The sequence below is a fragment of the Lysinibacillus sp. NPDC097195 genome (genome assembly GCF_044762075.1).
In the GTDB taxonomy this organism is placed as follows: Bacteria; Bacillota; Bacilli; order Bacillales_A; family Planococcaceae; genus Lysinibacillus.
This window is the reverse complement of record NZ_JBIWDP010000001.1, coordinates 1,146,932-1,168,481: the sequence shown is the minus strand read 5'-3', so window position 1 is coordinate 1,168,481 and position 21,550 is coordinate 1,146,932. Positions and strand designations below refer to the sequence as shown.

Genomic DNA, 21,550 nt, shown 5'->3' with positions numbered 1-21,550 from the left:
AAGCCTACGAGGTTTTACGTTATCATATTAGTGAGATACATCCTGTACAGAAATACCTGTATTTGCTTTAACATCAACTTCACGATATTTTGCTTCATCAGATTCTTTAGATAGTAAAGTTCCAATGAATCCACCTAGGAAGCCTAGTGGAACAGAGATTATTGCTGGATTCGTTAACATAATTAATGGATTACCAACGAAGATTGCTTTTCCTTCAACTGGATTCCAAACATTTGGAGATACAGCAACAAGTATTAAAGCAGAAATTAAACCTGTTAACATCGCAGTTACTGCACCTGCAGTATTAAAGCGTTTCCAATAAATCGTGTAAATAATTACTGGTAAGTTAGACGATCCTGCAATACAGAATGCTAGTGATACTAAGAACGCTACGTTTAACGTTTGTGCACCAAGAGCAAGAAGAATTGATACGACAGCGATTGTGATTGAACCAATACGAGCCGCAAGAACTTGTTCTTTTTCTGTCACTTTACCTTTTTTAATGATTTGACCATAAATATCATGTGATAGGGCAGATGCACCAGAAAGAACAAGGCCTGCTACTACCGCTAAGATAGTTGCGAATGCTACCGCACAAACGAATGAGAATAGAATGTCTCCACCAAGTGCTTCTGCAAGTAGTGGAGCAGCCATGTTACCAGCCGCGTTTGCTGCAATAATGTTTTCTTTCCCAACGAATGCAGCTGCACCGAAACCTAGGAAAATTGTTAATACATAGAAAATACCTACAATCCAAGTTGCCCAGATTACTGAAGAACGAGCTGTTTTTGCGTCTTTTACTGTGAAGAAACGCATTAAGATATGTGGAAGACCCGCAGTACCTAATACAAGTGCAATTAACACTGAAATTGTATCAAGACCATCAGTATACTTCAGTCCTGGATTTAAGTATGCCGCACCGCTATCAGTAGCAGTAGACATATCTTTGAACATTGTAGCAATACTGAAGCCGAACTCTTTTAATACTAAGAACGAAATAATAACCGTACCTAACATTAATAGACAGGCCTTAATAATTTGAACCCAAGAAGTTGCAGTCATACCGCCAAATAAAACGTAAGTCGTCATCATAACACCTACAATTAAAACCGCAACCCAATAGTCGATACCTAGAAGTAATTGAATAAGTGCGCCTGCACCAACAAGTTGTGCAATCATGTAGAATAAAACAATTGTAATAGTACTTAAAGCTGCTGTACCACGAACTTTAGAATTATTAAAACGTGCTGTAATCATGTCAGCCAATGTGAATTTACCAAGGTTACGTAATGGCTCAGCTACAATATAAAGAACCACTAAGTATGCTACTAAATAACCGATAGAGAAGAAGAATCCATCAAATCCGAATAATGCTACAGCACCAGCGATCCCTAAGAAAGAAGCTGCTGATAAGTAGTCACCAGCAATAGCTAGTCCATTTTGCCAGCCAGTTAAGCCGCCGCCTGCAGTATAAAAGTCTGTCGCAGATGATGTACGTTTAGATGCCCACCATGTAATAACTAATGTAAGACCAACGATTGCTACGAAGAAGAATATTGCTATTGGGCTCATAGGCGGCCACCTCCGTTTTCATATTCAGCGATAATTGCTTTTGCTTCTTTGTCAAAGCTATTTGCTTTCGCAACATATAGGTGACATAAGCACCAAGTCATAATGAATAATCCTGCTGCATAAATCCATACCCAAGTAACTTCCCCAAAAGCTTTTTGGTGTAGGATTGTTGTGTAAGATGTAAGAATCGGAAGAAGCATATAAGCCGCTAAGAAAAATGCAGTGATTGACCAAAGAAAGGCATTCTTTCTCTTAACGAGTGCTTTAAACGATTCTTGTTTGGCAATTGCATCATAATCAATTACAATGCTTTTGCTTGCTTGATTGTTCGCCATAAACATTCCCCATTTTGTGTTTATTTTTACTGCTTAAATACTGAATTTTGCTACTTTAGTGAATTCACATCTTAATTTTATGAGACAGTTCACAAAATTGCAATACATTTCAGAAAAATTATGGAAAAAAAATTTCCGCAAAAATAGTCTTTAAACAGAAAATACATGACAAAGCCTAGAAATTAAAGGGTTTTGGAATATTCAGATAAATCAATGAAGCAAGGATATTACTAGCTTCTTGACAAAAATGAGGTTGTAATAACCGAGAAAAAATACGTTTTTTCCAGAAAAAATAAACACTATTAATCTAGTGGAAAATGGATATTTTCTTAAATTTGGAAAAGGAATAGTATTGTTCGATAAGTAAAATGTTTGCATTTTAAACGTAAAAAACAGAAAAAACCCGACCGAAGTCGAGTCTTTTTATTAATAGTTGATAAAAAATTACGATATAAATCTATTAATGAGAAATATCCGATACAGATACACCGGTATTAGCTTTTACACGTATCTCTTTGTAAATACGATCTGCTTCAGCTTGAGAAACTTTGCTAGCGGAAAGAACTGAACCTAAATAACCGGCAATAAAGCCTAGCGGGATTGTAATGATAGCTGGAACTGCCAGAGGCACCAATGGCTCGCCAACAAATATGGCAGCACCTTCAATCGGACTCCATACGTTCGGGCCCATTGCGCCTAAAATTAAGCATGATACTAAACCAGTTACCATTGCAGTAACAGCACCAGTTGAATTAAACTTTTTCCAATAGATAGTGTATAAAATAACTGGTAAGTTTGCAGAAGCGCCGATACAGAATGCAAACGATACTAAAAATGAAACATTTAAGCTTTGTGCAAACAACGCAAGAATAATAGAAATAATGGCAATCGAAATAGAACCTGTACGAGCCGCAACAACTTGTTGTTTCTCAGTTAATTTACCGTTTTTAATAATTTCACCATAAATATCATGAGAAATAGCAGAAGCACCTGTTAAAACTAAGCCTGAAACAACCGCTAAAATCGTTGCGAAAGCAACTGCACAGATGAATGACATTAATACATCGCCACCTAGGAATTCAGCTAAAAGTGGGGCAGCTGTATTTCCAGCTTTGCTTTCAGCGATGATTTTATCTAGACCTACAAAGTGCATCGCACCGAAACCTAAGAAAATTGTTAAGGAAAAGAAAATAGCTGTAATCCAAGTTGTCCAAGAAATAGAAGCACGAGCTGTTTTGGCATCTTTAACTGTAAAGAAGCGCATTAAAATATGTGGTAAACCTGATGTACCTAATACAAGCGCCATCATCATTGACACAGAGTCAATTGAGCTTGAGTACTTCATACCAGGCACTAAAAATTTGTCGCCATGGTCGGCGGAAATTGTATCAAACATTTTCACTAACGAAAAGTCAAATTTCATCAGGACAAGTGTTGCTAATAGGCCTGTCCCGAATAATAACAGTCCAGCTTTAATAATTTGAACCCAAGAAGTTGCTGTCATACCACCAAATAATACATATGTAGTCATCATAACCCCTACAATTAACACCGCAATCCAGTACTCAATACCAAATAATAATTTAATAAGTGCGCCGGCACCAACTAATTGAGCGATCATATAGAGAATAACGATAATAATTGTGCCAGTAGCAGCTACACCACGAATTCGCTTTTCATTAAAACGAGCAGTTAACATATCAGCTAACGTATAGCGACCTAGATTACGCATTGGTTCAGCTATTACATAGAGTAAAACTAAGTTCGCAACAACATAACCAACTGAGAAGAAGAAACCATCAAAACCTGTTAAAGCAATAGCACCAGAAACCCCTAGAAATGCTGCAGCTGATAAGTAATCCCCAGCAATCGCAAAGCCGTTTTGCCAACCTTTTAAACCACCGCCCGCAGTGTAGAAATCACTTGCCGAAGAAGTGCGTTTCGCTGCAATATATGTCACGACTAATGTTAATCCTACGATTCCTAAGAAGAATCCTATTGAGACCAAATTCATTTATTTTCCACCTTTCGCTTGATACTCAGCAAGAACTGCAGCAGCTGCTTTATCGAATGAAGCCGCTTTTTTTACATATACTGTACAAAGCACAATGGTCATGATAAATAATGCTGCAGAATAAATCCAAACGCCTGTTATGCTACCAATGATTTTTTGTTGTAGTACAGGCTGGAAAGCAAGGATGGGTAGCAAGATATAAAGAATTAAAAACCCTGCTGTAATCGAGAAAAGAAAGGTATTTTTCTTTTTCACGAAAATGTTGAACGATTCCATAGCTTCAATTGCATTATAGTCAACTGATTGGACGTTTTTGTTGTCCGTAACATTCGCCATTATTATTCCCCCTAAAGTTATTAAATTCTGTTTTAAGCGATATATTTCTTTTTGCTGGTCGCTATATTCACTTATTTTATGAGGAAGAAACCTATAATGCAATACTAAATTTTTAGTTTTTTAAATTTTTAGTTAAATTTAGATTATTGAAATAACATAGAAATAATAAGGTTTTATTAGAAAATCTTTGTTTGAAAAAGATCAGTTTTAGCTTTCAAAATAGTATTTTATTAATAATATATCGCTAATAAAATCGAATGTGGGAGAAAAATTAAGCGCGAAAGAGAAAATTGTTGCTTTCATTATTTTTCTATAGATTATTTTAAAAAAGGAAAATACCAAAATTGATTGTTATATAACAACTTAAAATATACTAGGAAATATGAAATTTTAGTAAGAAAATGCTAAAAAATTTTTTTGTTTTTTTGCATAGAATAGGTCGTTAATTACTAAAAACATACAAATAAAGAGCAAATGACTAAAAGAGGAATTGATTCAAGCTCATTATCTTGTATTTGTATTCTATAATTTATACAATTAAAAATGATGAAATAATTGGAGGGAAGTGTGCAATTTGGTTGGAAAGAAAAAATTAATGCTAGTTGGGTTACTAGTATTAAGCAGTATTTTGGCGGCATGTGGCAGTTATAAATTTGAACCTAAAATGAGTATTGATGTGGAAGATTTCTCATTTACAAATCAAAACAATGAGCAAGTAAGCTTAGATAGTTTAAAAGGCAAGCCTTGGTTAGCTATGTTTATTTTTACAAATTGTAATTCGATTTGTCCGCCGATGACATTTAATATGGCTGATGTACAAAAATCATTAAAAGATGAAGGTGTAAATGATTATCAAATCGTAGCATTCAGTGTAGATCCTGAAGTGGATGCACCCGATGTTTTAAAAAATTATTTAAAAACATATTCAGTTGTTGATGATAGTAAATGGCAGTTACTAACAGGCTATAAGCAGCAATATATTGAGCAATTTGCCAGAAAATCATTTAATTCGATAGTGAAAAATGATCCGAATTCCGATCAAGTTGTACATATGGGAAGCTTTTATTTAGTAAATGCTGATGGTGTTGTCGTAAAAGATTATGACGGCGCTTCAAATGTACCAGTAGAAACAATCGTAGCAGATATTAAAGCTTTAACGAAAAAATAAATAGCTTTAAATAAACTCAGATGAATGAACGACCATCTGAGTTTATTTCTTCGTTTCATCTCACTATCATAAGTATACTTTTCAATGAAACGTAACTTCCTATAATTTATATTATGTAAACTAAAATTATTTGGCTAGGAGGAAGGCTTACATACGATAACTACCATTAACGATACAACATAAATTTTCTCATGCTTGACGGTTCGTAACCTGCCCTTACTGATGTGAAAATCATATATATCTTCACGCAGTATAATGTTGCTTTGCGTTTAACTAACTAATGGAAACACCCTCGTAAGCTATAGTTACGAGGGTGTTTCCATTAAATTTTTCAGTTTGATATGTTCAGCTCTTTACTAAACGTCCCAGGAATACTTTTAAGTTTTTCCTGAGACTTTAGTGTTATTGGGTTTGATGGATTTTTGTGTTTAGAATCAGCTGTTGACTCTATTGCTACTGGTAAGGAATTCCGTCTTTTAGAACAAAAGCAGTTTTACTTTCCACACCTGTAGCAGATAAAGACTTTATACCATATGTGTATACTTTACTCTTATTTGCCTTAGTATCTACATAAATCGTATTACCTTGTGTGTTATAAACTACGTCCACTATATTTTTAACGTCTTCATATGATCCTTCTTTTGTTCCATCAAATCGATATATTACATATTTCCTTGGTTGAGTATTATTTTCATCTGTAATAGTAAGCTTCATGCCGGAAGACTCTTTACTCAATTTAACATCAGTTGGACGTAAAGGTATTGCAGAGTCTTTCCAATCAATTGAAGGTGTTAAAGCTTTATAATTGTATAGTTGCTGATTTAGATAAGAAGCATGTCCAAGAGCGTTATTGTTAATACTTCTTAGTGAAAAATGCATTTGTCCTTGAGCATTATTATTTGCTCTGTTGGCGTTTACTTGGCTTATAAGTTCCGTCTTATTATTCCACGCAGTATCAGAATCATTTCCAACTTTATGATTGGCCATGCCAATATATAGATTAACAGGATGGACTTTTGCGTACGTTTGAACTTCTTTTCCCCACCAATCTAATAAAACCGAGTAATTTGCTGCTTTATGATTTCTAGACCAATAGATTTGAGGCGCAATATAATCGATACTACCATCTTTAATCCACTGTCTTGTATCAGCATAAAGATCATCGTAGTTACTCATTCCATTCGTGTTACTACCAGTAGAATCTTGCTTTTTGTTTCGCCAAATTCCAAACGGAGATATTCCGTATTGAACATGTGGTTTAATTGCCTTAATGCTTGCATAAACCTTTTTAACTAATTCATTAACATTATTTCTGCGCCAGTCTTCAATATTTTTGAATGAGCCACCATACTTTTTAAAAGTTTGTTGATCTTGAAAAGTCTCTCCTTTTATTTTATAAGGATAGAAGTAATCATCCATATGTACTGCGTCGATATCATAGTTGCTTACTAATTCTTCTATGGTTGATAATAAGTAATTTTGAACTTCCGGCAAACCAGGATCTAAATAGTATTGTTTACCGTATTTCACTACCCAATTAGAATTTTTACGGGCTACATTATCGGCAGCAAGATTAGACAAAGATTGCGATGGCATCGTGACCCTATATGGGTTTACCCAAGCATGAAGTTCTAATCCTCGCTTATGTGCTTCGTCCAGCATTATTTGCAATGGATCAAAACCCGGATTGGTCCCTTGTGTCTTGCCTGTTATATACGATGACCATGGAGCAAGCTTAGATGGGTACAGTGCATCATTTAATGGCTTAACTTGAAAAATAACTGTATTAAAGTTATTAGCTTTTAATTTGTCTAAGGTACTTTGAACCCATTGAGTATATTGGGTTTTATTCATACCTGCCTTCATATCAATATTAGAAACTGTTGCAATCCAGGCTGCACGCATTTCATTTTGAGGTAGTGAATTAGCTGTAGCCTTTTGATTTGTAAAACCAGGAATAAGTAGAAGTAAAACAAAAAAAGTTACTATGCACTTTCCAAAAAAATTTTTAAACATAAATATTGAAATCTCTCCTTTTAATTGTCAGCTATTCAAACCTAGCTGTTACTATAACCTAAGTAAGTACCGTTTCAGCCTATTCTATAAAAGTAGGAACTGATTATCCTTCTAAATTTTGTTGGCAGGACCCCCCAATTGATAATTTTAATTGTTTGCGAAGCTCGGTGGAAAATTTTATTCTGTTTCTTCGCTCACTATATAATACCATAAATACCCAATCATTCTCCCTTCACTGGTAATTTCTATTTCCAATCATTTGGTCAATTGTTAAGTTTGTGTGATAAAGTGGACCATAAAAAAAATTGATTATTTCGGAAAGCGCATATTCAACTAACGCACCCTTTAACGGATTCTACTTGGTAGAGGGTGACTGGCAGCCATAAGAGTATGCAAGACATAGAAAACCACTCTTTTCTAAGATAGGCCTACTCATTGAACTGGCGTCAACAGTAAGGAAAGGATGCCCATTTTCATATGCCTTTTTTGCGCGAGTAGCTAAAAGTGCTGTATAATAACCTTTTCCTCGGAACAACGGTAGTGTTGAACCTCCCCATAAGCTGGCGAAGGAGGAGTGTTCTTCTAAATACATCCAAGCTGCACTTACAAGCTGACCATCTTCATAAATTCCATAAAGGTATAGGGATTCAGGATTATTCTGTTTATCTCTCCAAAGTCTTTCTCCAAGCTCAGCATGCGGTACATTCCAGATGGCATCTTCTAGAACAATAATGTCTTGAATGCCCTGTTCATCTGTTATTTCCTTTAAATTGACGTGTTGGTCATGATTAAGCAAGGGATGCTGTTCATCTAACTTCATGACCATTAGTGCTTCACGGTCATCTACTGTGAATCCTTCTTGTACAAGAATATCTTTCAAATTAGCAGGCTTGTCGTAGTTATACACCTTCCACTCAAAATCTTGCTCAAGGTTACTAAAATAGTTTAACTCGTTCTTAATAATTTCTCTTACATCACTTTCGTTTATATTAGATGAGACAATAAACCCTTTTTCACCAAACTGTGAAATGTGACGCACGACATGTTCTGTTTCCTCTCTTATGTAACCTTTTACTTGAGCCTCTTGTCGAAGTTCTTTGTGGAATAGTGAGATTAATGCATTTTTATCCATGGGCGCCCCCTATATTTTAAAAATTCTTTATTTAGTGAAATTAATTCCATTAATTTACAGATAAAATAGTACCAATTATTTTAAAAGAAGACATTCGACTATAAGTCTTTACGTGTAAAGTAAACCCGTTCAGCGGAAATAATAAAATCCTTTAACTCGTTCTTTCCATTTTCTAATAATGCATGAAATTCGTATTGATTATTAACTTTATACACTTCCTCATACAACCACCATGTATTTTCTAATAAACCATCTTGTTTTATTAGATGAAAATTTTCAAAGGTTACTTCATCTACATCTGTAAAACCACCTGAATTATCTAAGGTTAATTTCGTATACACTAAGAAATTTAGCGAAATTGTTCAACTGCTTTTCTTGTATATTTAGTTATTTATAACATAAATAACTAAATAATTTAAATACAAGTTATTCAACAAAACTGCCGTTAGTTGAATAACATTATGCCAACGAATCCGTTTAAAAAATCATCTGGTAAATGGTGCTCTTTATCTTTTCTTAATACTTCAACTGAGGTAATTAACTAATTTTTAAAATAATGTTAGATCTATGGGACGTATCGAGATTCAGAAACGCGTACCTTTGCCCATATAAAAGTCTTTATTCTTTGTCAAGATAAGAGGAATTACCTGCCATGCGTAAAGAGCAATACTTTGTTCAATTCGCATTTACTACCTTAGGATACGGATATACACTCTCATCTGCTAGTACTACTATTTTTTATTACCAAATTAGCCGTTTCACTCGGATGGTTAAGAGGAAAATGATGTCCATATGGAACAAAATCAACCTTACCAAGATGCGAAGGAGCAGAATAGCCTCTGTCATAATCCCCCCAAATAATGTGAAGATTAAACTTTGTTACTTCATTGAAATCACCTTGAACGTTTTTCAATAGTAAACTGTTAAGCTGAACCGTAGTATTTAAAATTCTAGGAGAAGTAAAACTGCTACTTATTTTTTCAATGTAATGGTCAGGGATGCTCTCCGTATTTTCAAATAAACCATTACTTAATAAATAGCGCTCTATCGATTTAGTAGTTGCCAATTTCAATGTCCATTTGTTCATAAATTGAGGAACATTTATCGATTTCGCCTTTTTTTTAGCAATAGGTGGTTGAAGTAAAGTAATTGTATACTTCTTATCTATGTACTTTTGTACTAATGCTTCCAAAAGAATATACGCACCAAATGAATGGCCAATTAGATGGGCACCATTAGTAGCTTTCTCCAATAACTGTTTCAATACATTCAAATAGATATTTAAAAGATTTTTCTCTCGTTTAAAAGGAGAACGTCCCAAACCCGGAAGGTCCATGATCCATACAGGTCGACCCGTTTTTTCATGAAGCTCTTTCCCTAAAGGAAATAAATCCTCTCCATCACTCAATAAACCATGTAATAAAATAAACGGTTTACCCTCTCCTTGTGATTGGTAAATGGTAGTATTGTTACATAATGTTCGGTTAAACAAATGACTGTGCTGGCCATTTTGATACATCATGCGATAATCCAGATCAGCTATTACGGCTGGGGAAAATTTCATTACATTTGTCTCCTTAAACCAATCTTCTCCCATAATCTTTTTCACTGAACCATTTGAAAATGTCCGATTTGTAATAAAGTTTAGCCCATCAGCAGGAATTTGGGTTATTTTGCTTACGCCACTATTCATAAGTGCTTTTATAAATGGCAATGGGGCAGAGATTTTAGGTGCATTCATATTCATACTTTCTGACATAACATCTAATAACTGTGAAATATTTTGATCGTGTTGTTTATCTTCAACAAGTGTATATGTTTGATTAGCTGGTTGCTCCAATCTGAAAACCTGCACAATAAACTTTGCTAGTTCATCGTTTGCAATAAGTGGTAATCTATATTTCTTACCTCCAGGAATCACTGGCATGAGCCCTTTTCGCATACTCGTCACAAGCAAGCCTAAGCCTCCTGTTTGCTCCGTACACCCTGTTTTACTACTACCAACTACAGTTGGTGGATTAATTACTGAAAGCGGATAACCTATCGTTGATGCCTGCTGACGGATATAAAGATCTGCTAAAAACTTTGTTTTCTCATATGGATTTTTTATTTTCAAAAAATTGTTTCCTTCTTTAAACACATCTATCGCAATTTTGCTATTTTTATCATCAAAGGGACTCATATAGCCTACAACATGAATAAATTGTTGCAATCCCTTCAATTGATGGATGTTTTTAGCGAATTCACTAATATGTTTGGCACCATTCAAAAATACGGAAGTAGCCTCTTTGCTTGTCGCTTGAATATCCATGGGGCCTCCTGCGTGAATAATCACATCCGTTTTCAATACCCACTCCCTATCTTCAGCACTTAGACCTAAGTCTATTTTCGTCAAATCACCTTCAATAAAGTGCATAACTGCCTCATTTAAGATGCCTCTTTCTTGATAAATGCGTGTTGCTTTGCTTTTGGATCTCACTAATAGAAGAATTGTAACCTGCTCTTTTGCTAATTCCTTCACTAATTCCTTTCCAATAAAACCTGTTCCGCCAGTTAAAAATACTGTTCTCATATAATTCCTCCTTATAGTACTGTTTAGTACTAATTTGGTGTAAAAAAAATGCTTCTTTTATCGAAGCAAGTTAAACAAATGATCTGCTGTTTTCATGATTACAGTTGCATCCTTCAGTGTTTCTGAAATAAATAGCGCTCCTTCAAGATTTGTAATAAAAAGAGATGCAACCTCGTCAATATTAATTGTCTTTTTAAATTCACCATTCTCTACCCCTTGTTTAAGTAATAGAGAAACTTTTGTTTGTAATCCTACAAAAAAAAGACCTATTTTTTCTTTTACTTTTGAGGCATTTGCGGGACTTTGAATATAAAGCGTAATAAATGGACAGCCCCCCTTATATTCTCTCGTCTGTACTCCTTGTGATAATTGCTTTAAAAAAAGTTGGATACGATCTTCAACTAATAATTGGTTTTGAGATAGTAAGTCATCAATTGCAGCTTGATACATTGCAATCCAATAATCGACGACGCCATCCAACAATTCTTCCTTATTAGAAAAGTGATAATACACATTAGACTTTGAAACTTTGCTTACACGAACTAATTCATCCATGCTCGTATAAGCAAACCCTTTTTCTAAAAATAATGTTGCAGCTACTTCAATCACACGTTTTTGATTCATTAATTTTCCTTTTGTCATAATTAGTACTGTATAGTACTAAAGAAGATGTTGCAAGTGTTTTTGTTAGTTTAATAAAAAATTGATTAAAAAAGTTATACTTTAATTGATTTTACTTCACATAAAGATTTATTGTATAGAATTACAAAAAATAACCCACTCGATTGAGTAGGTACAACTAATGTTTCTAGAATCTTTAAAGCATTTAATACCCTATTCTTCGTATGTTTTAAATATTTCATTAGCAATGTTTAATACCAAGTGAACTTGGCTTCACTTCTGTCTTCTAAAAGATTCTGTAAGATCATAATCAACTCTTTTTTTAAAAATGCTTATTATCAATATTAAGGAACCATCCGATAATTAGAAAGTTGTGACCAAGGTATTTATATTATGTAACTAAAATTATTTGGCGCTACCCATAATACATTATCTTTGCAATTATATGGTCGGCTACATGCAGCATTTTTGGACATCTTTTCTCTTCGTTTCAATCTTAATATCCGATAACAAAGAAATGCGACTTTTACAAATAACTATTTGTAGCCATGTTCTGTTTTAACTAAATAATATAGAATACATCTTTTTGCTTTATCCCCAGAAATTCTAATCGTTTGCACATTACTGGGCTGATTATATAAGGACATAGGCAACGTAATTCAGGGAATACTAAAATAAAGAAAGGAGGATTTCGTTATGTTGCAAAATTTTGAGGTAATTAAACCATTATTAGAAGGTCATCCTCATGAGCGTTTGCAATTTATAATAAATATTGATGGAAATGATTATCGAGGACTCTATTACAATGAAGAAGTTCAATGGTTTCACCCACAACCCCATAGTAATCTAAAAAAAGAAGACATGAATGCTATTGAAGATTACATTCATAATTTGTTAAGTTAGTGTTTTTTAAAAATATCCAAAAAACAAGCATCCAATTTCTAGGTCTGCTTGTTTTTATTTTTATATAATGTAGACACTGATCCTTGTTACGCCTACTCTTTTGACACTTACTGTTTAGGCATTGCTATTCGTTTACAAGCTAGTTTTGCTACGGAAGTCCCAACACCAGCCTCAAGAGCTGCATCTACGGAATCTCCCCATGCACCACTGCTAGCCTTTATTTCGTTCCCAGCTGTCAAAACTCCCTCTGCTACTATATCAACACAATCATAATAGTCTGGGTTAGGATTACTATCAAGATACTGTGCAGCTAGGTCGTCTGCTTTCTTTTGTATAGAAAGGCGCGCTTGTTCAGCTAAAGAACTAAAAACACTTTCAGCTTGCCCACCAAAATGGACAATTTCGTCGTTAATGTCTCGGCCAGTACGAGGTATTTCTCCCATATCAGATGACATATTCCATCCTCCCACTCTGTAATTTGAATTTTTAAGTTCACAAATATTTTATCCAATCGAGTTTGTTCTTATCCTTAACCATTTATTTCCAGTGGCGCCTTATCTTGATAATAAAAATAATGCTTTTATACGCATCGAGATTCATTTACACGTACCGTAACCCAACTCAATTGCTCTCACAGCGCAACAAGAATAACTATTAATGTAATGTTGCATTAGAAAATCAGTTAGATCTAATTCAACGGCATCAATTCTCCTGACTATTTCAAGGCATATTTGATATGAAGCTTACATATATTGTTTTGAATATAATGGGATTATAATATTAGTGAAAATAGATAGGATGATGACAATAATTGATAAATCTCTTCTTGCCATGGTTATATTACGTGTATTGTCTGGCAGTATTGAAGTCAGTGCTGGATTGTTAATGCTAAAGCTAAATAGTTTAGAAAAAGCTTTCTATATTAATACCATGCTTGCATTAGTTGGTCCAACAGTATTAATTGTTACGACTGCGGTAGCATTATTTGGACTAGCTGATAAAATTCCTGTGACAAGAATCATTTGCTTATTTACAGGAGTGACACTTATTCTTATTAGCTCACATATTAAGTAAAAATAAAGATGAATTGAAGTATACCCATTATTTTTAGACCAATTTCTTAAAATCAAATGACTGCTCTATTACATCGTACATATCAGTATACCAATGGCTGTAAAATACAAAAATGAGGCGAGGTTCTACAATAATAGAACCTCGTCTCATTTACATTGAAGAGAATAATGCTCTTTGTTATTTTTTAATCATATCATTAAACTTTTACTTTAGATTCAACGAATTGATTTAAAAATGACAGGATTTTTTGATAAACAGCAATTTCATTTTCTTTTTTAGAGAAACCATGTCCTTCGTCTTCAAGAAGCATGTACTCGACTTCCCGACCTTTATCTTTTAAAGCTTGTACGATTTGATCAGATTCCTCTTTTACAACCCGAGGGTCATTTGCTCCTTGAATAACTAGCATTGGTTTTACCATGTTTTCTAGATACGTAATTGGTGAGTATTCAATTAGTTTTTGCTTGTCTCTTACAGGGTTTCCTACCCACCTGTCCATAATTGGCTTCCAGTCCTCAGGAACCGAGTTGATAAATGAGAACAAATCAGATGGACCGAATATATCCACTACGGCTTTAAAATAATCAGCATGTCGACCATGAAGCAATAAGGCCATATATCCACCATAACTTCCACCCATTAATAGAATGTTGCCTTTTTCCGCGTAGTTATTATCAATAAGCCAGTCGAGACCAGCTACATTATCTAGGCGCGGACCATGTCCCCAATCTCCTTCAACCATCTTTGTGAAAGCCAGTCCATAGCCGGTTGAACCACGGAAATTAGGCGCAAAGATGCTATAGCCATTATTTAAAAAGAATTGGAAGGAAGCTCTAAAAAATTTCCGCTCTGCAGCTTGCGGACCACCATGCGGCCAAAAAATAATTTCTCCATTATCATTTTCCTTTTTCGCTTTGAAAAATAATGACTCTATTTCAAGTCCATCATAGGAAGAATAAGTAATCACCTCTGGTTCCACTAATTCGCTTTGATCTACACCTGGAACGGTGTATTCCGTTAAAGATATCCATTCATTTCCCTGCAATTGATAAATATTATGCGGCTTCGTAGCACTTCTTCCTAATAAATATAAATTACCAGATTTTGCAACAATAAGCTTTTCAATGATACTGCATGGGGATTCTAGTTCTTCCCAGTTATTCGATGGTAGATCATACTTGTATAAATGGTCTTCTACCCCTTTTTCACTGATGATATACAGGCATTGCTTTTCTTTGCTATATTTTACTGCTGTAAAGCTCTCATTCTCCAAATCTTTTAATTTTACAAACTCATTTGTCTTTAAATTATAGGAAGCCAAATACGTAAAATCAGCATCGTAATTCGTTAATAAATAGATGAGTTCATCGGATATAAACACTGCATCACTAACCGTATGCTGCTGATCGGTTGGCGGTGTCAGGAGAATATGGTCCTCACCACGTTTAGCATATAGTAGTGTATACGTATTTGAGAAATGTTTATAGTAGAGCGCAACCTCTTCACTTGGGCTAAAATCGAGTAAAAAAGTAGGTGCATCTTTCCCCTCTAGAACGGTTTCTTCCTCACCTGTCACCAGATCATAAACATATGCATTTAAGTACGTTGGATTGCCTTTCGAAGACGTATAATAAAGCTTGTTCCCATCTTCAGATAAGATGGGCATAGAATTGCGAGTGCCTTCTTCATAAATAATTTCTTTCATTGTTCCACCTTGAAGTGGTATTCCATAAAATTGCGTATTTTCATTTCCATTTTGGTCAAAACCGGCAATGATGAACCTTCCTTGTTTATCATATAGCAGGCCTTGACAGCTCTGGTCAATAAAAGTAAGTGGCGTCGGGAACGTATTTGGCAAATTCATGGCCCATAAATTATACTTTCCACTTAAATTTGTACTGAAAACTAGCTGTTTTTCATCAGGACTAACCGCAAAATTACCAATCGAAAATGTTCGCAAAAACTGTTCTACATTTGGTTTAGAAAAAGAAATCATCATTAACACTCCTTACTTTTTATAATTGAGCAAAAAGTCTAACTATTTATAAAATACCATTTTTGAACTATGATGTATAATAAATGAACATTAAAATTGCGAAAATCAATTAGGGCACTGTTTTACTTAAATAAATTTAAGTAGTAGATAGAAAGGTGGAGTGGCGCATTGAATAATAAATGGAATAAGATTATATATAAAATTGGCTCTTCGTTCTATGATAATTTATTTAATACAGGTATTTTTTTAAAGGCTAGAAAAAGAATATTTCAAGAAGTTCCTTTTCACAGTCAACAAAAAATCTTATATGTAGGTATTGGAACCGGAGCAGATTTAGAATTAATCAACTATAAGGATTATGATATTACTGCAATTGATTATTCTCCGGAAATGTTACATAAAGCTAAAAGGAAATTCGAACACTCTACAATCACCTTTTTAGAAATGGATGCTCAAAAAATGACTTTTGAGGATGAATCATTTGACTATATTGTAGCGAGTTTAATTCTCTCTGTTGTACCGGATGAAAATAAATGCTTTGGAGAGATGATAAGAGTATTAAAGAAAAATGGAAGCATGCTAGTCTTTGATAAATTTGCGTCAAATAATCAAAAAAAACCACTCGCCCAAAAAATGTTAAGGCCCATTATTAGCCTTTTAGGTACTGATATTGGTCGAAACTTTGAGGAATTGTTTAATAAAAATAATCAAAGGCTTAAAATTATAAAGGATGAACCAATCATGTTAAGTGGTATGTATAGAAGTATTGAAATAATAAAACTTTATTAAAAAACGTTTGAAAATAGGCATGATGCTTTTATAGCGAAATGCCTATTTTGGTAGTAAGATATTTCTTATTTGTAGTTAATTAAAAGTCTTCACTTGATGAAAAATATCCTTTTATTCTTTTTTCAATAAGTTAATTTTTTTATAACCATTTACAGATAATAAAAGAGTCTTTTGTTCATTCCATACACTATAAGGAAATACTAAATTTACAATAGTATAATCGCTCTTATGTTCAACATTTGCAGCATTTGCATAGAATGCTTCATTTTTGTCGGTTAAAAGTGCTATATCCATGATGAAGTTTTCATCGTCTATACTACGGTTGATTAGTAAGGAGATATGCATCGAACCGTTTGTTAACGTAGCTTGCTGTAACTCAAGTCCTGGAACTTCATTTTCCGCAACAAAAACTTTAGATTCGACTGTCGCCGATTTTAAATCAAATGCCCATTCTCCGTCCACAGAAATGATACCTTTTTGTTTGCTTGAAAAATTGACCGTTTCAATGACTATTTTCGCACCCTCTAAAGGAGGAATAGCTTTTACACTAGACTCTATCAGCATTTCTAAAGTTGCAGTATATTTATTTACATTACTCAATTTAAACGTGCCACTACTAAAAATTCCAGATGCTGTTTTTGGTTTCCTATCGGATACAAAAGCATCGATTTCTTCACCATTTTCGTTATAAAGGCGATATTCTACGTTCATATCGTACAAGTCGTCCAGTTGTATATCATCCGATTCGATTTTTAGCTGCATGGCGTATCGATACGCATCTGTAAAAAAGTGTTCCAGTGAAATGGTGATATCTTCTGATTGCTGTGATTGTGCCACATTCTCTACATCACCATGATCACTCGCTATCTCTATCCCAGGATCATTTAATCCGAAAAAGGCTTGTAATTTCGCTAGAACTGTATCATTTTTAAACATTACAACAGAAGCTAGTATAATTGTTGCCATTGCTACTGCAATAGTCGTAAGCCATTGTTTTTTAGGTTTTTTCTTTGATTGTTGGAGAAGCTGTTCATAGGTTTGATCCAATGCTATTCGAACTGTTTGTGGTAACTCTTGTTCTTTATTCATATCTCGCTTTAAACATTCCTCAATACTGTTTTTCATAGCAGTTGCGTCCCCTCCAGATAATAGTCATTTTTCAAATATTGCTTTGCCCTTGAAAGTCTTGATTTTATTGTACCTTCTGGTTCATCTAGCAATTCACTTATTTCCTTAGTCGTTAATCCGTTTACATAATAAAGTGTTAAGGCAATACGATAATTATCTTCTAAGCTATTTAATGCATCTTCTAACTCTATTGGTAAATTATCATGATGAGCTAGTTCGTTTAATGTTTCTGAATCAAGTGTTACAATCTTCTTATTCTGTCTCATAAAACGATAACAGTTGTTTAATAAGATGCGGCAAATCCACGTATTAAAAAATTGAGCCTTTTTTAAAGTAGATATTTTTTCAAACGCGGTTAATACAGTCTCTTGTAATATATCTGCTATATCTTCATCTTTTAAACCAAATGTCTTTGCAGTACGATAAAGAATTAATTCGTAATGCTTTATTAACTGAATAAAAGCCTCCCCATCCCCTTTCTGCGCTTTTGATACTAGAAATGCATATTCCATTTTTAACACCTCTTCTTCCTTCTCATACCGTTAGAGCATTTTGAATAGCAATTAGTTGCATAGAATGTAAATAATTTCATCACTCTATTTTAACGTGGTTCTTATTTCAAATGGGATGCACTATTAATAGTAATTCTAGAGTAGATGTTGTGTTGCATTTTTCTTAGAGTAAGCAAAACAATATGATACTTGGATTGAGGTTGTATCCCTTCGTCCGTGCTTATAGGATATAGTCGATATTATGTTCCATTACATACTGCTGTTCCCTGTATATTGCAATTTATAAATTTAAATATATCAACAAAAAGCACAAAAAAGGCACCTCCTCGATGCTGAAACTGAATCGGAAGTGCCTTGAATTTATATAAGATTATGATTGGACTTAATTTCTAACTCAATTAGTTTGTAAAGTCGATTACCATGCGGCCAGTAATTTTACCTTGTTCCATTTCTTCCATGATGTCGTTAATCTCTTCGATTTTACGTAATGCCACTTTCGGTACAACTTTACCTTCGGCAGCAAATTGGAATGCCTCTTGTAAGTCTTGGCGTGTACCTACTAATGTGCCAATTACTTGGATTCCATCTAAAACTAAACGAGGGATATTTAAATCCATGCTATCTACAGGTAAACCAACTGCTACTACCCGTGCGCCAGCTTTTACAACATCAATTGCTTGGTTAAACGGTGTTTTAGCTACGGCTGTAATGACTGTAGCATCTAAACCTTTACCATCTGTCAGCTCTTTCGCCTTTGCCACAGGGTCTTCATTTAATAAGTTAACCACAACGTCTGCACCTACTTCTTTCGCAAAAGCTAGCTTTTCATCACTGATATCAAATGCCACTACTTTTGCGCCATAGACATTTTTCGCGTATTGCACAGCTAAGTTACCTAGCCCACCTATGCCAAAAATTCCAATCCATTGACCAGGGCGAATATTTGACACTTTTACAGCTTTATAAGTTGTCACACCTGCACAAGTTACAGATGAAGCGGCTGCAGGATCTAAATTATCAGGTACTTTCACAGCATAATCTGCTGATACGATTACTTGTTCAGCCATCGCCCCATCTACTGTATAGCCTGCATTTTTGACGTCACGACATAATGTTTCACGTCCAGTTGTACAATATTCACAATGTCCGCAGCTTTCGTACATCCAAGCAATGGATACACGGTCTCCGACTTTTAAAGAAGTCACACCATCAGCAATTTCAATTACTTTACCTATACCTTCGTGTCCTAATACAATGCCAGTGACATCACCGAAATCAGCATTTTTCACGTGTAAGTCTGTATGACAAACACCACAAAATTCAGTTTGTACTAATGCTTCCCCGTATTTGATTGGTCGAAGTTGTTTTTCTTCTACACTGACTCTTTTGTCTTTCGTTACGACTGCTGCTTTCATAATTAATATGCCTCCTTAAATGTAAGAAATTCATTTTAATTAATAAGCGTGCATGCACTTAAATGTGAATTCGCTTCCATTTTATAAAGGATTTAAAATGATTACAATATGTTTAAATAAATTCATAAAAAATAAGGCTTGTTAACTAAAAAATAACTACATTCTTATAAAAATGAAATTTTCTGTCTATAATCGTCTGACACAGATTTGTTAACCTTTACTAAAAAAAATAAAGGATATTATATCACCTTCTGTACAAACTATTTTGCAGGAGGTGATATTCAATGGCTAACAATTATAAAACAGATGTGAATCATGTAAAACAACAAAACCAAAAAGCTGAAGCGAACAAACAGTATGCTTCTGGCGCAGCAAACTCCATGAAATCAATGGATGTAGAATTTGGTACTGAAACAGATGTGAATCATGTAAAACAACAAAACCAAAAAGCTGAAGCGAACAAAAAAATGGCTTCAGGTAATTATGGAAACGAAAACACTTCAAAATAAGTAAGCTAAAAAAACCGGCATTTTATATGCCGGTTTTTATATTCCTGTAAACAGTGTTTAACAGCATGTATTTGCTTGATTGACATGATTAATACTACATACACCGGTTTCTGGTAAATCCAATTCTACACGCTTTGACGCTTCGACATTACCAGATAAATAAGCTGTTATTGAACGTACTTGTTCATAGCCGGTTGCCATTAAAAATGTTGGTGCGCGGCCGTAGCTTTTGGCACCGACAATATAAAAATTATCTTCCGGTTGTCTAAGTATTTCTTCCCCGTGGGCTCTAACGGTTCCACAACTATGTTCATTTGGGTCAATAAGTGGTGCCAATGCTTGCACACTTTCTGTGGCTGGATCAATGGCAAGACGCAGTTCACTGTTGATTGTAAAGTCAGGACGATTGCCTGCATTTACAATCAGTTGATCAAAACCTGTTAACACTTGCCGTTCTCCGTTTATAGTACCGACAATATTAATGTTTTGCTCTTTTAGTAATTGTAAAATATAGAATGGTGTTATTACTTCCACTTTACCAGTATCCACTAATTCATGAATACGTGCTCCGAGTGCACCACGGGCTGCCAATGCATCTTTTTCTTCGCCACCATAGGCTTCTTCTACAGAATTTTTTCGCAATATCCAAACCAGCTTTGTTAATGGGTGCTCTTGTTGTAGTTCTGCAAGTGCTAGTAACGTATTAATCGCTGAGTGGCCACCTCCAATTACAGCAATTTTTTTATTGGCATATTTTTCACAAGTTGTATGAATATCTGGAATGCCATACGTTATAGAATTTGCTAACGCTTTTTCAGTTTGCAACCAGACGCCTGTAGTATTTGCTGGGTTTGGATTGCCCCACGTTCCTGTTGCGTCAATAACGGCTCTTGCCTCGATTTCACGAATATCATTTTCTTGTTCTACATAAACAGTCAAGGCCTGTGCTCGTCGATTTTTCGTCTTCATCTTATCATTCAATTGTCGTGCTATTCCTACAACTTTTGTATTTAACTGTAAGTTTACTTTAATTTGTTCAAGTTCGGATAAAGGTTTTAAATACAAATCAATGAATTCATGTCCAGTTGGTAACGCCTCTAAATTAGGTTCTTGCCAATCAGTGGCATCTAGTAAAGACTTTGCTGCCTTATTGATGTTATAGCGCCACGGTGAAAATAGCGTCACATGACCCCAATGACGAATGTTATGTGCTATTTCTCGTCCAGCCTCAAGTAAAATAAAGGCTTGCTTTTGTTCGACTAAATGAGCAGCTGCAGCTAAGCCAATGGGACCTGCACCAATAATTACAATTGGTAATTGATCGTTGTTATTTTGAGCAGCCTGCGGTACTTCAATGTCCTTAGTTGAGGTACAACAAGATCCTTGTTGGTTTATTGGTTTTAGTGTAATCATTATTAATCTCCTCTTTAATAAATTTTATATAAGCATTCACTTATA

Annotated in this window: 20 protein-coding genes; 5 read left to right on the top strand and 15 right to left on the bottom strand. The window is 34.6% G+C overall.

All coding sequences use genetic code 11. From position 1 onward, the window contains the following. Positions 1–27: 27 nt before the first annotated feature. The 4 genes from ACIQXI_RS06010 to ACIQXI_RS05995 all read right to left on the bottom strand — a co-directional run bounded on the left by ACIQXI_RS06010 (position 28) and on the right by ACIQXI_RS05995 (position 4,257). Positions 28–1,572, bottom strand: coding sequence for a solute symporter family protein (locus tag ACIQXI_RS06010; protein WP_402922561.1), 1,545 nt, complete (start codon positions 1,570–1,572; stop codon positions 28–30). Continuing rightward, complete coding sequence (locus tag ACIQXI_RS06005) at positions 1,569–1,907, bottom strand: DUF485 domain-containing protein (protein WP_402922559.1); 339 nt, start codon at positions 1,905–1,907, stop codon at positions 1,569–1,571. The genes ACIQXI_RS06010 and ACIQXI_RS06005 overlap by 4 nt, the downstream gene beginning before the upstream one ends. 460 nt (positions 1,908–2,367) lie before the next feature. Further along, the gene (locus tag ACIQXI_RS06000) at positions 2,368–3,921 is read right to left on the bottom strand and encodes a solute symporter family protein (protein ID WP_402922558.1); all 1,554 of its coding nucleotides are present in this window, start codon (positions 3,919–3,921) and stop codon (positions 2,368–2,370) included. After that, positions 3,922–4,257, bottom strand: a complete 336-nt coding sequence (locus ACIQXI_RS05995; protein ID WP_402922556.1) for a DUF485 domain-containing protein — start codon at positions 4,255–4,257, stop codon at positions 3,922–3,924. Positions 4,258–4,852: 595 nt separating this feature from the next. Here ACIQXI_RS05995 and ACIQXI_RS05990 point away from each other — a divergent pair. Continuing rightward, positions 4,853–5,425, top strand: coding sequence for an SCO family protein (locus ACIQXI_RS05990; RefSeq protein ID WP_402925678.1), 573 nt, complete (start codon positions 4,853–4,855; stop codon positions 5,423–5,425). A 453-nt stretch (positions 5,426–5,878) separates the two neighbouring features. On the opposite strand, the gene ACIQXI_RS05985 is transcribed toward ACIQXI_RS05990, so the two are convergent. The 5 genes from ACIQXI_RS05985 to ACIQXI_RS05965 all read right to left on the bottom strand — a co-directional run bounded on the left by ACIQXI_RS05985 (position 5,879) and on the right by ACIQXI_RS05965 (position 11,769). Further along, complete coding sequence (locus ACIQXI_RS05985) at positions 5,879–7,441, bottom strand: glycoside hydrolase family 10-like protein (protein ID WP_402922553.1); 1,563 nt, start codon at positions 7,439–7,441, stop codon at positions 5,879–5,881. A gap of 355 nt (positions 7,442–7,796) precedes the next feature. Further along, positions 7,797–8,573 (bottom strand): GNAT family N-acetyltransferase, encoded by a 777-nt coding sequence (locus ACIQXI_RS05980; RefSeq protein WP_402922551.1) that lies wholly within the window; start codon positions 8,571–8,573, stop codon positions 7,797–7,799. Positions 8,574–8,671: 98 nt separating this feature from the next. Further along, positions 8,672–8,914 (bottom strand): DUF4085 family protein, encoded by a 243-nt coding sequence (locus tag ACIQXI_RS05975; RefSeq protein ID WP_402922550.1) that lies wholly within the window; start codon positions 8,912–8,914, stop codon positions 8,672–8,674. A 374-nt stretch (positions 8,915–9,288) separates the two neighbouring features. Then, complete coding sequence (locus ACIQXI_RS05970; RefSeq protein WP_402922548.1) at positions 9,289–11,145, bottom strand: alpha/beta fold hydrolase; 1,857 nt, start codon at positions 11,143–11,145, stop codon at positions 9,289–9,291. A 57-nt stretch (positions 11,146–11,202) separates the two neighbouring features. Continuing rightward, positions 11,203–11,769, bottom strand: a complete 567-nt coding sequence (locus tag ACIQXI_RS05965) for a TetR/AcrR family transcriptional regulator (protein ID WP_402922546.1) — start codon at positions 11,767–11,769, stop codon at positions 11,203–11,205. Positions 11,770–12,462: 693 nt separating this feature from the next. Between ACIQXI_RS05965 and ACIQXI_RS05960 the strand changes: the two genes are divergently transcribed. After that, a complete protein-coding gene (locus ACIQXI_RS05960; RefSeq protein ID WP_402922544.1) occupies positions 12,463–12,669 on the top strand; it encodes a hypothetical protein in 207 nt (68 codons plus the stop codon). Positions 12,670–12,776: 107 nt separating this feature from the next. Here the strand turns inward: ACIQXI_RS05960 and ACIQXI_RS05955 are convergent, their stop codons facing one another. Then, the gene (locus tag ACIQXI_RS05955; protein WP_402922542.1) at positions 12,777–13,124 is read right to left on the bottom strand and encodes a hypothetical protein; all 348 of its coding nucleotides are present in this window, start codon (positions 13,122–13,124) and stop codon (positions 12,777–12,779) included. Between the two features lie 343 nt (positions 13,125–13,467). On the opposite strand from ACIQXI_RS05955, the gene ACIQXI_RS05950 reads away from it, so the two are divergent. After that, entirely contained in the window at positions 13,468–13,743 is a 276-nt protein-coding gene (locus tag ACIQXI_RS05950; RefSeq protein ID WP_402925675.1) for a YqhV family protein, read from the top strand. 196 nt (positions 13,744–13,939) lie between these two features. Here the strand turns inward: ACIQXI_RS05950 and ACIQXI_RS05945 are convergent, their stop codons facing one another. Further along, positions 13,940–15,739 carry a S9 family peptidase gene (locus ACIQXI_RS05945; RefSeq protein ID WP_402922540.1) on the bottom strand — a complete coding sequence of 600 codons (1,800 nt, stop codon included), beginning with the start codon at positions 15,737–15,739 and terminating at the stop codon, positions 13,940–13,942. A gap of 168 nt (positions 15,740–15,907) precedes the next feature. Between ACIQXI_RS05945 and ACIQXI_RS05940 the strand changes: the two genes are divergently transcribed. Further along, positions 15,908–16,528, top strand: a complete 621-nt coding sequence (locus tag ACIQXI_RS05940; RefSeq protein WP_402922538.1) for a class I SAM-dependent methyltransferase — start codon at positions 15,908–15,910, stop codon at positions 16,526–16,528. A 111-nt stretch (positions 16,529–16,639) separates the two neighbouring features. Here the strand turns inward: ACIQXI_RS05940 and ACIQXI_RS05935 are convergent, their stop codons facing one another. From ACIQXI_RS05935 to adhP, 3 genes are all read right to left on the bottom strand, one after another. Then, positions 16,640–17,653 (bottom strand): DUF4179 domain-containing protein, encoded by a 1,014-nt coding sequence (locus tag ACIQXI_RS05935; RefSeq protein ID WP_402922536.1) that lies wholly within the window; start codon positions 17,651–17,653, stop codon positions 16,640–16,642. Beyond that, positions 17,650–18,168: a sigma-70 family RNA polymerase sigma factor gene (locus ACIQXI_RS05930; RefSeq protein ID WP_402922534.1), complete on the bottom strand. Its 519-nt coding sequence runs from the start codon at positions 18,166–18,168 to the stop codon at positions 17,650–17,652. Before ACIQXI_RS05930 ends, ACIQXI_RS05935 begins: the two co-directional genes overlap by 4 nt. 398 nt (positions 18,169–18,566) lie before the next feature. Next, a complete protein-coding gene (adhP, locus tag ACIQXI_RS05925; RefSeq protein WP_402922532.1) occupies positions 18,567–19,583 on the bottom strand; it encodes an alcohol dehydrogenase AdhP in 1,017 nt (338 codons plus the stop codon). Between the two features lie 284 nt (positions 19,584–19,867). On the opposite strand from adhP, the gene ACIQXI_RS05920 reads away from it, so the two are divergent. Then, on the top strand, positions 19,868–20,092 hold the full coding sequence (locus ACIQXI_RS05920) for a gamma-type small acid-soluble spore protein (RefSeq protein WP_402922531.1): 225 nt from the start codon (positions 19,868–19,870) through the stop codon (positions 20,090–20,092). Positions 20,093–20,149: 57 nt separating this feature from the next. Here the strand turns inward: ACIQXI_RS05920 and ACIQXI_RS05915 are convergent, their stop codons facing one another. Further along, positions 20,150–21,505 carry an NAD(P)-binding domain-containing protein gene (locus ACIQXI_RS05915; protein WP_402922529.1) on the bottom strand — a complete coding sequence of 452 codons (1,356 nt, stop codon included), beginning with the start codon at positions 21,503–21,505 and terminating at the stop codon, positions 20,150–20,152. Positions 21,506–21,550: the final 45 nt, after the last annotated feature.